The sequence below is a fragment of the Duganella sp. CF517 genome (assembly GCF_900110275.1).
Classification (GTDB): domain Bacteria; phylum Pseudomonadota; class Gammaproteobacteria; order Burkholderiales; family Burkholderiaceae_D; genus Rugamonas.
The window spans coordinates 657,927-673,959 of record NZ_FODC01000003.1 but is presented as its reverse complement, the minus strand read 5'-3'; the positions used below and the strand labels follow the sequence as shown (position 1 = coordinate 673,959).

Below are 16,033 nucleotides of genomic sequence, written 5' to 3'. Positions count from 1 at the left end.
GTATCCTAGAAGGCGTAACGCATCTCCGCGAACAAGGTGCGGCCCGGGTAGGGATGCATCTGGTAGGCGCGGTCGTCATTGAGGTTGTCTATGCCGACAGCCAGTTCGGTGCCGGCGACAGGCTTGAACAGCAGCCGCATATCCACCTGGCTGACGCGCGAGATGGCGCCGTAGACATCGGTGTTGTAGTCTGAATTGTTCATTTCGTTGAACTGGCGGCCGGAATAGCGGTAGGTCGCCGAGGCGCTCCATTTCGCCCCGGGCGCGTAGGTCAAGGTGGTGGCGCCGCGCACGCGCGGAACCCGGGTCCAATCCTTGCCCACCGACGGCTGATAGGTGGCGTTTTCCAGGATCGTCGATTTGCTAAAGGCGATGTTGGCATCGGCGCTGAGTCCAGCCACGCCCAAGCGGTCGACCTGCGCCACCAACTCGAGCCCGCGCGTGCGCACCCGGCCCACGTTGGTCACATTGGTCACGTTGGGGAAAACGCTCAGATTTAGCTGGCTCCAGATGGCGTCACGCACGTCGTCCTGGAACAGCGAAGCGCGCAGCATTCCGAAGGAGTGGCGTTGTTCGGCCATCAGTTCGAGCGCGTTCGAGCGTTCCGGCTTCAGATTCGGGTCGTTGACGACGATGGCGCTGCCCACGGCCGTGCCCTGGAACAGTTCCGCGACGGTGGCGAAGCGCGCGCCCCGGCCTGCCGACAGGCGCAACGTGGTATCGGCCGCCGCGTCCCAACCCAGCGATAGCTTGGGCGACCAGGCCTGCTCGCTGCGCCCCGGGTAGTTTTGGGCCGCGCCGGGGATGCGTTGCGCGCCGTTCCTGGCCTGCCATGATTCCGCTCGCACGCCCAAGGTGGCCGTCCATTGCGGCGCGAAACGCCACGCGTCCTGGCCATACAGCGCCACGATGCGTGTTTCGCCGCCGATGAACTGCGTCTCCGGTCCGGCGGCATTGCGCCAGTCTGCGGTGGCGCGGGTCGATTGTTCGAGCTTGTAATCGTCCGCGTGCAGGCCGATGGTCAGCGCATGGGCGCCGCCGGTCCAGTCGCCCGCGACCGGTGAATAGGTGGTTTGCAGATCGACGGAATTGAAGCCGCTGCCGTCCCGCAGCACCGCGTTACCGGCGCCGCCGCCGGCCGCGAACGGATCGGCGCTGCCGGCGTTGCGCTGCACGTCCTTCATGATGCGGTAGGCGCTGGCCGATACGCTGCCGTTCCAGCCGTTGCCGTTGCGGGTCTTGACGGTCGCCCCGGCCTGCGCGTGGCGCTCATCGCGCGTGTAAGGCGCGAAGGCGGCGGTCGGAACGACGAAGACATTGGCGCCATCGGTGACCCTCCCGGACCAGACGGTGTTGCCGGCGGCGTCGCGCATGAAGCTTTGATTGCGTGTCACGCTCTCGTTGCTCCACCAGGCTACGAAGCCCTCCGCGCTCACGGTGCGATTGAAGTCGTAGCCGAGAGTGGTTTTGACGGTATCCTGCCTGGTATGGTCGATGGCGCCGGCATTGGCGCCGAAGATCGCCCGCGCCGTGCCAAACGGACCGGTGTCGTAGCGGATGCCGGTGACCGGCGTGGCGGCGCCCGCGCCGGCCGGCGTCGCGAAGGCCCCCGCAACGTTGGCGGTCGCGGTGTAGTAGCCCATCGGCTGGCTGGTCGAGTCCTGATGGTTGACCATCAGCTTGTACCACAGGCCCGATGCCAGCCTGTCGCCGATCAGCGCCGAACCCTGGTAGTTGCGGTAGTGGTCTTTGAGGCCGTACTGGTCGAAGCTCTGATCCTGCACCGCCACCCGCACCGATCCCTCGAATTTGGCCGGGCGGCTGGTGGTGACGGCGATCGTTGTGCCGATCGAGTTGCCGGGGTAGAGCGCCGAGAACGGGCCGTACAGCACATCGACCCGTGTCATTTCCTCCGGCGCGATCATGTTCCAGCGGGGTGCGTCGAAGCGGCCGAGGAAGTTCGACAGCAGGTAGCCGTCCATCGTCACCAGCGCGCGCGGCGCCTGGGTGGTGGAGAAACTGCGTCCGCCGACCAGCGCGTTACGGTCACCGCTATAGCGTTTGCGGATGGTCATGCTGGGCATGTTGCGCAGCGCGTCTTCGGGATTGAAGATGTTCTGCTGCTGCCGCAGCTCGTCCTGGGTTTTGGTGACGCTGGTGGTCGGCAGATCGGGATCGAGCGCGCTGCGGCTGCTGTTGATGGTCACCGTCTGCATGGCCGCATTGGCGGTTGTGTCGTCGGCGTGGGCGTAGGGGCAGTTGGTGAGGGCGAGCGAGATCGCCGCGGCCAGCGGCCGTGTCGTTGTTTTCATTGTCGGGAATAGTAAAAAGGAATCAGGCGTGCGCGGGTTCTGCTACCGCTTCGTCTTGGCGGCTCCAGTCCGGGAAGGGATCGCTGTAGCCGCGCCACGTCTGCATGCCGGCGGCAAATTCGAGGTCGGTCAGCACGCAGGCGTTGAAGGCGGCTTCGATCGCCGCGCGGCTCATGCCGCGGCCGATGAATACCAGTTCGTTGAGACGGTCGCCATACGGCTCCTCCCAGATCGCCTCGATCGCCTGCCGGTCGGGATCGCCGGGCGACGGCCATTGCGCCTTGTCGCTGGCGGCCCACCACTGGCCGACCGGTTCCACGGCGGCGATGCGGCCGGCGCGCGAATACGCGACCGCCCAATCGGGCCGGCTGGCGAGCCAGATGTAGCCTTTGGCGCGGATCAGGCCGGGCAGCGTCTCGTCGAGGAAGGTGTTGAACCGGTCCGCATGTAGTGGTCTACGCTGGCGCAGCACAAAGCTGTCGATGCCGTATTCCTCGGTCTCCGGCGTGTGTTCGCCGGCCAGTTCGCGCGCCCAGCCGGCCATCTGGCTGGCCTGTTCCAGATCGAATCTGCCGGTGCCCAGTATCGTATGCAGCGGCACGGCGCCTTTTTCGGCATGGACGATGGTGGCCGTTGGATTGAGCGCCTTGATGACGGCGCGCACTTCCGCCAGGTGCGCGGGACTGACCAGGTCCGTTTTGCTGACGACGATGACGTTGGCGAATTCGATTTGTTCCGACAGCAGCGCCGCCAGGGTGCGGTCGTCGCCTTCGCCGGCGGTTTCGCCGCGCTGGGCCAGGAAATCGGTGCCGTGGTAATCGTTCAGCAGGTTGAGCGCGTCGACCACCGTGACCATCGTATCGATGCGGGAGATGTGGTTGAGCGAGTCGCCGTTTTCATCCTCGAAATCGAAGGTGGCCGCCACCGGCATCGGTTCTCCGACGCCGGTCGACTCGATCAGCAGATAGTCGAAGCGGTTTTCGGCGGCCAGCTTGCGCACCTCCAGCAGCAGGTCCTCGCGCAAGGTGCAGCAGATGCAGCCGTTGCTCATCTCGACCATTTTCTCCTCGGTGCGGGACAGCGCGGCGCCGGCGTTTTGCGCGCCCTTGCGCAGCAGCGACGCATCGATATTGACCTCGCTCATGTCGTTGACGATCACGGCCACGCGCAGTCCTTCGCGGTTTGCCAGCACATGATTGAGCAGGGTGGTTTTACCGGCGCCGAGGAAGCCGGACAGCACGGTGACGGGAAGCCGGTAGTCGGGATGGGCGGCGGGGGAAGGAATAGACATGGGACAGCTCACTGAAAAGGGCGCGGGTGCGCAAGATTATTAATGCAAATGAGTTGCATAATAAATCCAATCAGTCGTTAATGCAACTGGGTTGCGTTAACTATTTTGTCGCCGTGTGAATCGCTCGTTTATTTTTTCGGAGCGCAGTGCGGGCAGGTGCCCTTGATGAGGAAGTCGATTTCCTGGCTTTGGAAACCCTCGGGCAGCTTGATTTTGCGGGGCAGGGCGACCTCGGTGAAGCAGGTCACCTCTTCGCATTTGGTGCACTGGAAATGAGCGTGTTCGTGCGAATGATGGCCGGCGCCGGCGCTGAAGCGCCAGACCTGGTCGGCGCCTGCGATGCGGTGCACCAGTTCATTTTCGGTCAGCCATTCGAGCACGCGGTACAGCGTGACGGAATCGAGCGCCTCGTCCGACAGGTGGTTCTGGATTTCATGGTGGGTCAGCGACTTGCCCTGGCCCAGCAAGAAATCGAGCACCGTCACACGCTGGCGCGTGACGCGGGCGCCGGTGGCGCGTATCAGCGTTTCTGCCTGGTCTGTGGTGGAGGTTTGCATCATGAACGGGATTTTACCAGTTCCGACAGCGCGTCGCACTTCCTGCGAAAGTAGACTTTTTGATCAGATGGCGTGTACCGCGTGCAATCGGTCGATAATCGAGGACTTCAACGCGGCCAGCGCGACATCGCCGCGCCCGCGCGGCCGCGGTGGCGGCTGAAACTCCGTCACGGCCGGCGATCCCACTCCGTCCAGCAGCATAATCCGGTCGCTCAGATACAGCGCCTCGTCGATATCATGCGTCACCAGCAGCACGGTCAGTTCGCGCTGGCGGGCCACCTTGAGCAGCAGATCCTGCAATTTCATCCGGGTGAAGGCGTCGACGGCGGAAAACGGCTCGTCGAGCAGCAGCACCCGCGGATGGCTGAACAGCCCGCGCGCGATCGCGGCGCGTTGCGCCTGGCCCCCGGAGAGCTGCTTGGGAAGCGACTGCGCTTGCTCTTGCAGGCCGACCTCCGCCAACAGGCGCGCGGACAGCTTTTGGGCGGCGGCGTCGTTGTCGCTGTCGAAAGCGACGTTTTGCGCCACCGTCAGCCAGGGAAACAGGCGCGGTTCCTGGAAAATGAAGCCGATGTTGCGGTGCACGCCGTCGAGCGGCTGGCCGTGCAGCTTGATCCCGCCTTCAAACTCCCGATCCAGACCGGAGGCGATCGACAGCAAACTGCTTTTGCCGCAACCGCTGGCGCCGATCAGGCTGACGACTTCACCCTGGCGCAAGCGGATGCCGACATCGCGCAGCGCCGTGCGGGCGCCGTAGCGCTTCTCGGCGATATGGATGTCCAATGCATGGCTGACGCTCTTCATGCGCCGCCCGTGCTGGAAAAGCTGTCGCGCCAGGCCAGGCCGCGCCGTTCGATGGCCGCCATCAGGCTGTCGCTGGCTTTGCCCAGTATCGCCAGCAGCACGATCGCGGCCAGCACGATGTCCGCGCGGCTGGTTTCGCGCCCGTCCGACAGCAGGTAGCCCAGGCCCTGGCTGGCGGCGATCAGTTCCGCCGCCACCATGAACATCCACGCCAGGCTCAATCCGTTGCGCAGGCCCGTGAGGATGGACGGCATGGCGGCCGGCAGCAGCACGCGGCGGGTCAGCGCCACGCCGCCCAGGCGGTACAGGCGCGCCACTTCGATCAGCTTGCGGTCCACGCCGCGTATGCCGGACGACACGCCCATGTAGACCGGGAAAAAAGCGCCGATGGCGATCAGCACCACCTTGGGCGCCTCGTCGATGCCCAGCCAGAGGAGCAGCAGCGGCACCCAGGCCAGCGACGGAATCGCGCGCAGCGCCTGGAAGGTCGGATCGAGGATCGCTTCGGCGCGCCGATTCAGACCGACGGCGGCGCCTAGGAACACCGCCAACGCGGCGCCGGCGCCGAAGCCGGCCGCCACGCGCAAGGTGCTGGCGCCGATGTGGCCGAGCAGGCCGCGGGCGCCGAGATCGGCCAGGGTTTCGAGTATTTGCGTCGGGGCGGGCAGCAGGTTGGATGGAATCCAGCCGGCACGCGCGCCCACTTCCGCGCCGATCAGCACCGTCGATGGCAATAGCAGCCCAAGCAGAGTACGAGAAATGTGACGCGGGCGCCGCTCGCGGGGCCTGCGCGGGGACCGCGCCGCCGGCGGTGATAGCGCGTTCGCCGCTTCACGGTCGTCGAAATCGGATTGCGCACGCGCCGCCAGTTGACTGCTCATAGCAGGCCGTTCCTAGGCGCGGACGATGAACGGCTGGGCGAAGCGCGTGTCGACCAGATCGAGGATGGTGCGGTTCAAATCCGTGCCACCCTTGACCAGTGCTTCGTCGCGCAGGATGGGCGCGGCGACCTGCAAGGCTTTCACGTGCTCGCTGCCCGGCTGGGGATTGGTGAAGTCCGTGCGCAGCTTGATCTGCAACAGCGCCACCGGCAGCGACACCTTGGCTTCCTCCGACAGTATCTTGGCCGCTTCCGACGGATTGGCGCGTATCCACGCGCGCGCTTTCTCGTAGGCCTTGATCACGCGGCCCAACTCCGCCGGATGCGCGGCCAGGAAGTCCTCGCGCACGTTGAGGAAGCCGTAGGTGTTGAAGGCGACGTTGCGGTAGATCAGACGCGAACCGCTTTCCAGTTCGCTGGCCGCCATGTGCGGGTCCAGGCCCGCCCACGCATCGACCTTGCCTTGCTCGAGTGCCGCGCGGCCGTCCGCGTGCTGCAGGCCGACGTGTTCGATGTCGCTGCGTCTAAGTCCGACCGTCTGCAAGGATCGCAGCAGGAACAGATAGGGGTCGGTGCCTTTGGTGGCGGCGACTTTTTTACCCTTCAAATCCGCCAACGTGCGGATGGTCGAATCGTTGCGAACCACCAGCGCCGTCCACTCGGGACGGGAGAAGATATAGGGGGTTTTGATGGGATTGCCGTTGGCCTTGGCCAGCAACGCGGCCAGCCCGGCGCTGGAGCCGATATCGATGCTGTTGCCGTTCAGGTATTCGAGCGCGCGGTTGCTGCCGGCGCTGAGCACCCAGCGCACGCTGGTGCCGTCGGCCTTGAATTCATCTTCGAGCCAGCCGAAGCGGCGCAGCACCAGGCTGGCCGGCGAATAGTAGGCGTAATCCAGGCGCAGCTCCTTGAGCGGCGCGGCGCCGAACACCCGCGGCGGGATGCCGCCGAGGGTGGCGAGGGCGGCGCCGTTGGCCGCCAGCTTCAATACAGTCCTGCGCTTCATGGTTTCCTTCGGATAGGCGAGATGCAAGCAGTATTGCATCGGCGCCTTCCGTCGTACACGAAGATATCCGGCTTTACATATCCGGAAAACGCATCAGGCCAGCGCTTCGGCCGGGCCGAAGAACTCGTAGTGCGTTTGCGCCGGCGGCACGCCCAGTTCCAGCAGATGCGATTTGACGGCCTTCATGAACGGCGTCGGTCCGAGGAAGTAGGCATCGACATCGCGCGTGGCCGGCAGCCATTCGCCGAGGCGCTGCCGATCCAGATAGCCGGTGGCGTGCGGCTGCGGGCCGGACTCGCCGGCGGTTTCGTAGCAGTAGAAGCGCCGCAGCTGCGGATATTCGTTTGCCAGCGCGTCGATCTGGTCGCGGAAGGCGTGCACGCCGGCGTGGCGCGCCGCGTGGATGAAATGGATGGCGCGGCCGGTCGACAGGGCGGTCGTCAGCATCGCCAGCGTTGGCGTGATGCCGACGCCGCCGCTGATCAGCACCAGCGGTTTGTCGCCGTCCTTCAGCACGAATTCGCCCGACGGTGGGAACAGCTGGATGCTGTCGCCGACATTGACGTGATCGTGCAGGAAGTTCGACACGGCGCCGCCCGGTTCGCGCTTGACGCTGATGCGGTAGCTGGCGCCATTGGCGGCCGCCGACAGCGAGTATTGGCGGCGCGCCTCCTCGCCGCCGATCCTGACGCACACGCCGATGTACTGGCCCGGCTTGTGGGCGAAAACGGCGCGGCCGTCGGCCGGTTCCAGCACGAAGGAGGTGATTTCGTCGCTCTCCGCCTTCCGGGAGGCGACTTTGAATTCGCGGGCGCCGCTCCAGCCACCGGGCGCGCGGGCGTTTTCATCGTAGACGGTTTGTTCGGCGCCGGCCAGGATGTCGGCCAGTTGGCCGTAGGCCGCAGCCCAGGCGTCGATCACGGCGTCGGTCGCGGTGTCGGCGCCGAGCACTTCGCGGATCGCCTTCAGCAGCGAAGCGCCCACCAGCGGATAGTGCTCGCGCTGGATCTGCAGCGAAACGTGCTTGTTGACGATGGTCGACACCAGCGGTCCGAGTTGTTCCAGACGATCGATATTCTTCGCGTACATCAGCACCGCGTTGGCCAGCGCGCGCTGCTGGTTGCCGTCCTGCTGGTTGGCCTGGTTGAAAAACGGCTTCACATGCGGGAAGTCGCGGAACAGGGTCAGATAGAAGTGGCGCGTCAGCGTCTCGCCGCCTTGTTCCAGGATGGGTACGGTCGCGGTGATGATGGCTTTTTGTTCTACGCTCAGCATGATGGTCTCTCGTCGTTGGGAAGTGGTGATGTAAAGAAGTATAACGTATACATCTTTAAGACGGTTGAGTCATTTTGTCCAAGCGGTCGATGACCGATGAGAATGAGAAGTGTTATCATCTCGCCCTTTCATGCCAACCAGATCACATCCATGTCCGATTTCGCCTTGTCCGCGCCGCGCCGCGCGCATTTCCCCCTGACCGCGATGGCCGCCGCCGTCACCCTGTTGCTGGCGCCGTCGGTGCGCGCCCAGGAGGGAGCGAGCGCCGCGCCGATCGAATCGATCCAGGTCACGGGCAGCTGGCTAGGCTCGGGCTTGCAGAACAGCGTGAAGAATTTCCCGGGCGCGCGCACCGTCGTCGGCAAGGAGGAGATCGACAATTCCGGCGCGCTGGACATCGGCGACGTGCTGCGCCGCATTCCAGGCGTGCAGGCGACCGACAACTCCGGCACGGCCGGCAGCGCCATTTCGCTCAACATCGGCGTGCGCGGGCTGACCGGCCGCTATTCGCCGCGCTCGACCATCCTGCTTGACGGCATCCCGCTGGCGGTGGCGCCGTATGGCCAGCCGCAGCTGTCGTTCGCGCCGGTGAGCCTGAACAACATCGAATCGATCGACGTCGTGCGCGGCGGCGGGGCGGTGCGCTACGGCCCGCAGAACGTCGGCGGCATCATCAACTTCCGCAGCCGCGCCATTCCCGAAGGGCCCGGCATCAGCGGCGACGTCTCGGTGCGCTACAACGACTTCAGCGAAACCGGCCACAACCGCCAGTACAGCGCCTTCGTCGGCAGCACGCTCGACAACGGCCTTGGCATCGCACTGATGTATTCGGGCATGGACGGTTCGGGCTGGCGCGAGGGCAGCGACGAAAAGGTCAACGACGTCGCGCTCAAGTTCCGCTACAAGATCGATCCGCAAAGCGAGGTTTACGGCAAGCTGACCTACTTCGACGTCAACTCGCGCACGCCGGGCGGCCTGACGGTGGCGCAGTACAAGGCCAACCCGTTCCAGAACACGCGGCCGACGGACTTCTGGAGCGGCGACCGCAAGGGCGCCGACGTCGGCTACCTGAACACCTTGTCGGCCACGCGGGAAGTCGAGGTCAAGGCGTACTACAACGAGAGCTTCCGCCAGAGCGCCCTGATCAACGCCGCCCGCACGCAGCTGACCTACCAGCCGCGCAATTACCAGGTGCTGGGCATCGAGCCGCGCTACACGCAACGCTTCGCCGCGTCCGGCATGACGCATGACGTCACGGTCGGCTACCGTTTCCTGCGCGAGCGCGGCGACGACAACAACTACGTGCAAAACGTCGCCACCGGCGTCAACGGCGCCACCGCCACCTTCGTCAACAGCACCGACGCGCACGCCGTTTATATAGACGACCGCATCGCGCTGGGGGCCTGGCGCATCACGCCGGGCGTGCGTTACGAGCGCATCCGCTCCGAGCGCGACGACGTCGCCGGCCGCAACACCTTCGAATCGAACAACAACAAGGCGCTGCCGTCGCTCAACGTCGCCTATCTGGTCAACAAGGCGCTGACGGTGTTCGCCAACTACACGACCTCGTTCGGACCGGTGCAGAACACGCAGTTGAATTCGCAAACGCCGTCCAATCCGCTCAAGCCCGAGCTGGCGAAGACGGCCGAAGTCGGCGCGCGCTGGAAAACCGGCGCCGCCAGCGCCGAGCTGACCGCGTTCAAGCTCAAGTTCGACAACCAGATCATCCAGGTGCCAGGCATCACGCCTGCGACGTTTCAGAACATCGGCGCGACCGACCACGAGGGCATCGAGACGGCGGCCGACTACACCTTCGGCGACGACAGCGCGCTGGCCGGGCTGAACATCTACGCCAACTACACGTACACCAAGGCGATCCAGGAATCGGGCGTGACGTCGGGCATGGACGTGCCGTTCTACTCGCGCAACACGGACACGGTGGGTGCGCGCTACCGCGTCGGCGCCTTCACCGCCAATTTGTCGAGCACGCACCAAGGCAAGCAATACTCGGACGCCGCCAACACCGTGGCGGAGTCCGCCAGCGGCGGTGTGGGACAAATCCCCGGCTTCCGCCTGTGGAACGCGCAGCTGGGCTGGAAACTGCCCGGCAAGCCGGGCTACGAAGTGATGGCCGGCATCAACAACCTGTCGGACAAGCGCTACTACACGCGCAACGTCGACGGCAACGCCGGCCGCATGGTCGGTGCGCCGCGCACCGCCTACCTGCAGCTGCGCGCAACGTATTAAGGCAATCCCGGGGGCGCCTGGGTCGTTAATCAGCCTCTGCATAAAGCAAGTACGGCAAGCGCACATCCTTTTTTTTGCCCCGGATGTGCGTTGAACCGCTTTGCGTAGGACAAAGATGACATTTTGCAATGTTCACAGCCTACATATGACTACAGGGTGGTCCTATACCGCAGAGTTAGCCCGCTAGATATAGTGTCATCAACGGTGCAGCACATAGATAGGCCACCGCGATCCACACGACATTATTCGAAGGATCAACACGATTTCCAGGGGCATACACCATGAACGCTTTCAATACCACCACCTCCTCGAGCCGCTCGATCAATGTCGGCGTTGCCGCGCAACCTATCAGCTTGATTGGCGCGCAACAGAACGACTTGCTGCGCGCCTTGTCGCGTGACGATCTGCTGGCTTTGTTCAGCGATCTGGAGTTGGTGGCGTTGCCGGCGGGTAAGCATCTGTTCGACTACGGCGACAAGGTCGAATACACTTACTTCCCGACCAATGCGATCGTGTCGCTGCAGTATGTGATGGAAGATGGCGCGACCACCGAGATCGCCGTCGTCGGCCGCGAAGGCGTGGTGGGCGTGGCCCTGTATCCAACCGAGCGCGCCAGCTACTCGGCGGTCGTCGAGGCCGATGGCTACGGTTACCGCCTGCGCACCGAAGTGTTGCGTGAAGCCTTCTACGCCGGTGGCCCACTGGCCCAGCAATTGATGCGTTACACGAGCGCAATGTTCGCCCAACTGGCGCAAAGCGTGGCTGGCAGCCGCCACACCAGCATCGAACAGAAACTGTGCCGTTGGCTGCTGGAACGTCTGGACCGCTCCATGACCAGCGAACTGAAGGTAACCCAGGAGATGATCGCCAACATGCTGGGCGTGCGCCGCGAGAGCGTCACCGGTGCCGCCGGCAAGCTGGCTGAGGAAGGTTTGATCACCTATCGCCGTGGTTGTGTAACCGTGCTGGATCGTGCAGGAATGGAACGTCGCGCCGGCAGCTGCTACCAAGCCAGCCGCAACAAAGCGGCGACTATCGAACAGCGTGCGGCGTAAGAGGGCGGCGAAAGCGAATTAGGGAATTAGTGCAGAATGCGGGTGGCAGGCGGCGTGACGATGAAGCCGCTGAAATCCACCCGCAGAGCAGGACGGGCCGACATATTGTCCAATTTGCGCTGTACCAGCTTATGCCAGGCGCTGGCCCAACGGGCGGCCAATTGCGATTCCTCGGCCGAACGCGCATAGAGCGTTCTCTCCACGGCGATTTTCTGTCTGTTCAGGGCGCGTGTGGCGGATGTCAGAGTAGTCATGGCGATATGTCGTGCAGGAAAGTGGTTAAGAAGTTCGCAAGGCTATTTTGCCGCGCTCGCCGCTTTTTGAATGTGCGCCAGTTCACCCATACCGATGAGAAAACGAACCCGGCCGTGTAAAATACGCGAATTGTTGCGTTTTCACGTCGCCCGCAGGCGCCTTGCCGCACCTCGCCGGTGCGTTTTCATCCCTTCCTTTCTCCTATGTGGTCATCGAATCTTTCCAAAAATGCATTAGCCGGCCTGACCACGTCCTTCGCGCTAGTTCCTGAGTGCATCGCTTTTGCGCTGGTTGCGCACCTCAATCCGCTCACCGGCCTGTATGGCGCCTTCTTCATTTGTACACTGACAGCAATTTTCGGCGGCCGGCCAGGCATGATTTCCGGCGCCGCCGGCTCGATGGCGGTGGTCATCGTCGCGTTGGTCGCCCAGCACGGCTTGCAGTATTTCCTCGCGACCGTCGTGCTGAGCGGCTTGATCATGCTGCTGTTCGGCGTGCTCAGGATGGGCAAACTGGTCAGCATGGTGCCCCATCCGGTCATGCTCGGCTTCGTCAACGGCCTGGCAATCGTCATCGCGTGGTCGCAGTTGCAGCACTTCCGCGCCGACGGCCAGTGGCTGCGGGGCGACTCGCTGGCCTGGATGTGCGCGCTGGTTGCGCTGACCATGCTGATCGTCTATTTACTTCCCCGCCTGACCAAATCCGTGCCGCCGGCACTGGTGGCGATCGTGGGCGTGGGCCTGTTGTCCGAGGGTTTGCATCTGCCGGCCCGCACGCTGGGCGACATGGCGCAAATCGCCGGCGGCCTGCCGGTGTTCCACGTTCCCGAATTACCGATGACGATGGAGACGGTGCGGATCGTGCTGCCATACGCGCTGCTGATGGCGGTGGTCGGCCTGCTTGAGACGCTGCTCACCTTCAATCTGACCGATGAAATCACGGAGACGCGCGGCTTGCCGAACCGCGAGTGCGTCGCGCTCGGCGCGGCCAACGTGACTTCGGGCCTGTTCGGCGGCATGGGCGGCTGCGCGATGATCGGCCAGACCATGATCAACCTGAGTTCGGGCGGCCGCACGCGCGTCTCCGGCGCCGTCAGCGGCATCATGATTTTATTGTTTATACTGTTTCTGTGGCCGCTGATCGAGCGCATTCCGGTGGCGGCGCTGGTCGGCGTGATGTTCGTAGTGGCGCAGCAGACCTTTGCCTGGGGTTCGCTGCGCGTGCTGGGCAAGGTGCCCAGGCACGACGCGCTGCTGATCGTCGTCGTCACCTGTATCACCGTGGCCACCGACCTGGCGGTGGCGGTGCTGTGCGGGATCGTCATCGCGGCCCTCGGTTTCGCCTGGCGCCACGCCCGCGAGATCCGCACCGACGTGGTCGACGGCGCCGACGGCGTTAAACACTATGCGCCGCACGGCACGCTGTTCTTCGCCTCGATCGCCCACTTCAACGATTTGTTCGATCCGCAGGGCGATCCGCAACGCGTCGTACTCGATTGCCGCTACCTGCGCCTTGCCGACCATTCGGCGGTGGTGGCGGTGGCAACCCTGCACGAGCGCTATGCCAAAGCCGGTAAGGCGCTGGAGGTCCAGCACTTGTCGCAGCGGTGCGAGTTGCTGCTACAGCGCGCCGGCGTCGCGGTCACCGCCTGAATAAAAGGGCGGCGTCGGAGGAGGGCGTTAGTAGAAGTAGGGCGTTTTCGATGCCCAATCCTTTTTGCCGTAGCGTTTGTGCAGCAGGTGGAAGGCGCGTTGCGAGGGTTTGGCTTCCATATCGAGCTGCACCCAGCCGGAGGTGCTGGCGCCGGCCGCTTCGAGCATCGCGCGCACGATCATCGGACGGCGCGATTCGAGGTCGATCGGAGGATTGATGGTGCTCACTTCGACGTGCAGCACCGGCGTCACGCGCGTCGTGGCGGGCATCGCGGGCCAGCGCTGGCGCGGGCGGGTGAGGGCGGAGTCGCCCGAGAGCAGGATGTGGCGCTGCAGGACGGCCGCTTCCGGCGCGGACCACGCGGGCAGGCGGGCTTCGTCCCACAGCCAGGCGACGGCCGGCGCGCCATGGGCGGCGCCGGCATTGGCGTAGCAAAGCAGTGCGGCGAGTGGCGGCAACAGGGAAATCGCGAAACGTGCCACTGGCGTCTTCAGTTGCTGAAAACGCCATTTTACACAGCTGTTGCCTAATTTGCTACTTCGCTTCCAGCGCGTTGATAGCCGCCGCCACGCCCGCGCCGTAGGCCGGATCGGCCTGGGTGCAGTTGAAGATGTGGCGTTCCTGGACCGGCTTCGAGACACCGTGTATCGCGCGCGCGGTATTTTCGAACAGCAGCCGCTTCTTCTCGTCGGTCAGCAGCCGGAACAGATTGCCGGGCTGCGAGTAGTAGTCGGTGTCGACCCGGTGGTCCCAGTGGGCGGCGGCGCCGTCGAGCGACAGCGGCGGTTCGGCGAACTGCGGCTGCTGCAGCCATTCGCCCCGGCTGTTCGGTTCATACGAGGTGCCGGCGCCGTGGTTGCCGTCGGTGCGCATGGCGCCGTCGCGGTGGTAGCTGTGGAACGGGCATTTCGGCGCGTTGACCGGAATCGCGTGGTGGTTCACGCCCAGGCGGTAGCGGGCCGCGTCGCCATACGAGAACAGGCGCGATTGCAGCATCTTGTCCGGCGAGAAGCTGACGCCCGGGACCACGTTCGCGGGCGAGAAGGCCGACTGTTCGACGTCGGCGAAGTAGTTTTCGGCGTTGCGGTTCAATTCCAGGATGCCGACGTCGACCAGCGGGTAGTCCTTGTGCGGCCAGATCTTGGTCAGGTCGAACGGGTTGTAGGGCACCTTGGAGGCCTCGTTCTCCGGCATGATCTGCACCGCCAGCTTCCAGCGCGGGAAGTCGCCGTTTTCGATGGCGTCGAACAGGTCGCGCTGCGAGCTTTCACGGTCGTTGGCGACGACGGCCGCCGCCTCGGCGTCGCTGAAATTGGCGATGCCCTGCTGGCAGACGAAGTGGAACTTGACCCAGAAGCGCTCATTGGTCGGGCTGATGAAGCTGAAGGTGTGGCTGCCGAAACCGTGCATGTGGCGGTAGCCTTTCGGGATGCCGCGATCGCTCATGACGATGGTGATCTGGTGCAGCGCCTCCGGCAGCAAGGTCCAGAAGTCCCAGTTGTTCTCGGCGCTGCGCAGGTTGGTCTTGGGGTCGCGCTTGACGACGTGGTTCAGGTCGGGGAACTTGAGCGGGTCGCGGAAGAAGAACACCGGGGTGTTGTTGCCGACCACGTCCCAGTTGCCTTGTTCGGTATAGAACTTGACGGCGAAGCCGCGGATATCGCGTTCGGCGTCGGCCGCGCCACGCTCGCCGGCGACGGTGGAAAAGCGCATGAAGATCTCGGTCTTCTTGCCGATCTCGGAAAACAGCGCGGCGCGCGTGTACTTGCTGATGTCGTGGGTGACGGTGAAGGTGCCGAAGGCGCCCGAACCCTTGGCGTGCATGCGACGCTCCGGGATCACCTCGCGCGCGAAGTGCGCCAGCTTTTCAAGATGCCAGACATCCTGCAGCAGCACCGGGCCGTGCGGGCCGGCGGTCTGGGTGTTCTGGTTGTCGACGACCGGCGCGCCGGCGGCCGTGGTGAGGTTTTTCATGGCAGTCCTTCAGGGATTTGACGTTGAATGGAAACTCCCAGCATAACCAAGACGTTGCCTGCGCGCAGCTCTCTTTCGGGAGAGCCCAAAGTAAAAAAGCCCGGCTTTGCAGCCGGGCTTTTCATGACGCTACTGACACCGCAAGCGAATTACTTGCTTGGGTAGGCCAGGTCGGCGCGGCGGTTCTGGGCGCGCGAGTCGGCGTCGGTGCCCGATGCTTTCGGCTTCTCTTTGCCGAAGCTGACCGCTTCCATCTGGGTGTCTTTCACGCCTTGGGTTTTCAGGGCGGTGATGACGGCTTGGGCGCGCTTCTGGCCCAGGGCCAGGTTGTACTCGGCGCTGCCCTGGTCATCGGTGTTGCCTTCGACTTTGATCGACACGTTCGGGTTCGCGGCCAGGAATTTACCGTGGTCGGCGACGACGGCGTCGAATTCCGGCTTGACGGTGTACTTGTCGAAGTCGAAGTAGACGCTACGGTTTTTGTAGATCGAGCTGTTTGGGTCCAGGTACGCTGGCAGGGTGGCTGCCACAGGCGCGGCGACCGGCGCCGGTGCTGGAGCTGGTGCCGCCGCTGGCGCTGGCGCAGGGGCTGGCGCCGGTGCAGGGGCTGGAGCTGGGGTCGAGCAAGCGCTCAGCAGGGCTACGGTGCAGGCTGCCAGCAGGGTGTTGATTTTTACGTTCATGGAAATACTCCCGAATTGTATTTTGTTATTGACACATTGGT

14 protein-coding genes are annotated in these 16,033 nt (G+C 64.2%); 3 read left to right on the top strand and 11 right to left on the bottom strand.

The features are described from left to right. Positions 1-5 precede the first annotated feature (5 nt). The 7 genes from BMX85_RS14560 to hmpA form a co-directional block, all read right to left on the bottom strand. Complete coding sequence (locus BMX85_RS14560; RefSeq protein ID WP_090319178.1) at positions 6-2,312, bottom strand: TonB-dependent receptor; 2,307 nt, start codon at positions 2,310-2,312, stop codon at positions 6-8. Positions 2,313-2,334: 22 nt separating this feature from the next. Continuing rightward, entirely contained in the window at positions 2,335-3,603 is a 1,269-nt protein-coding gene (locus BMX85_RS14555) for a GTP-binding protein (RefSeq protein ID WP_090319175.1), read from the bottom strand. A 128-nt stretch (positions 3,604-3,731) separates the two neighbouring features. Next, on the bottom strand, positions 3,732-4,163 hold the full coding sequence (locus tag BMX85_RS14550; RefSeq protein ID WP_090319172.1) for a Fur family transcriptional regulator: 432 nt from the start codon (positions 4,161-4,163) through the stop codon (positions 3,732-3,734). Positions 4,164-4,223: 60 nt separating this feature from the next. Beyond that, complete coding sequence (locus tag BMX85_RS14545) at positions 4,224-4,964, bottom strand: ABC transporter ATP-binding protein (RefSeq protein ID WP_090319169.1); 741 nt, start codon at positions 4,962-4,964, stop codon at positions 4,224-4,226. After that, on the bottom strand, positions 4,961-5,845 hold the full coding sequence (locus BMX85_RS14540) for an ABC transporter permease (RefSeq protein WP_090319166.1): 885 nt from the start codon (positions 5,843-5,845) through the stop codon (positions 4,961-4,963). The genes BMX85_RS14545 and BMX85_RS14540 overlap by 4 nt, the downstream gene beginning before the upstream one ends. A 12-nt stretch (positions 5,846-5,857) precedes the next feature. Next, complete coding sequence (locus BMX85_RS14535; protein ID WP_090320101.1) at positions 5,858-6,850, bottom strand: aliphatic sulfonate ABC transporter substrate-binding protein; 993 nt, start codon at positions 6,848-6,850, stop codon at positions 5,858-5,860. A 93-nt stretch (positions 6,851-6,943) separates the two neighbouring features. After that, entirely contained in the window at positions 6,944-8,125 is a 1,182-nt protein-coding gene (gene hmpA / locus BMX85_RS14530; protein WP_090319163.1) for an NO-inducible flavohemoprotein, read from the bottom strand. A 150-nt stretch (positions 8,126-8,275) separates the two neighbouring features. On the opposite strand from hmpA, the gene BMX85_RS14525 reads away from it, so the two are divergent. Both BMX85_RS14525 and BMX85_RS14520 read left to right on the top strand, forming a co-directional pair. Continuing rightward, on the top strand, positions 8,276-10,372 hold the full coding sequence (locus BMX85_RS14525) for a TonB-dependent receptor family protein (RefSeq protein ID WP_229210462.1): 2,097 nt from the start codon (positions 8,276-8,278) through the stop codon (positions 10,370-10,372). Positions 10,373-10,653: 281 nt separating this feature from the next. Then, a complete protein-coding gene (locus BMX85_RS14520) occupies positions 10,654-11,427 on the top strand; it encodes a Crp/Fnr family transcriptional regulator (protein WP_090319160.1) in 774 nt (257 codons plus the stop codon). A gap of 26 nt (positions 11,428-11,453) precedes the next feature. On the opposite strand, the gene BMX85_RS14515 is transcribed toward BMX85_RS14520, so the two are convergent. Then, positions 11,454-11,681, bottom strand: a complete 228-nt coding sequence (locus BMX85_RS14515) for a hypothetical protein (RefSeq protein WP_090319157.1) — start codon at positions 11,679-11,681, stop codon at positions 11,454-11,456. 204 nt (positions 11,682-11,885) lie between these two features. Between BMX85_RS14515 and BMX85_RS14510 the strand changes: the two genes are divergently transcribed. After that, a complete protein-coding gene (locus BMX85_RS14510) occupies positions 11,886-13,334 on the top strand; it encodes a SulP family inorganic anion transporter (RefSeq protein ID WP_090319154.1) in 1,449 nt (482 codons plus the stop codon). Positions 13,335-13,361: 27 nt separating this feature from the next. On the opposite strand, the gene BMX85_RS14505 is transcribed toward BMX85_RS14510, so the two are convergent. The 3 genes from BMX85_RS14505 to pal all read right to left on the bottom strand — a co-directional run bounded on the left by BMX85_RS14505 (position 13,362) and on the right by pal (position 15,992). After that, a complete protein-coding gene (locus BMX85_RS14505) occupies positions 13,362-13,817 on the bottom strand; it encodes a hypothetical protein (RefSeq protein ID WP_229210461.1) in 456 nt (151 codons plus the stop codon). 52 nt (positions 13,818-13,869) lie between these two features. After that, complete coding sequence (locus BMX85_RS14500; RefSeq protein WP_090319152.1) at positions 13,870-15,309, bottom strand: catalase; 1,440 nt, start codon at positions 15,307-15,309, stop codon at positions 13,870-13,872. Between the two features lie 149 nt (positions 15,310-15,458). Continuing rightward, positions 15,459-15,992, bottom strand: a complete 534-nt coding sequence (gene pal, locus BMX85_RS14495) for a peptidoglycan-associated lipoprotein Pal (protein ID WP_090319148.1) — start codon at positions 15,990-15,992, stop codon at positions 15,459-15,461. Positions 15,993-16,033 lie beyond the last annotated feature (41 nt).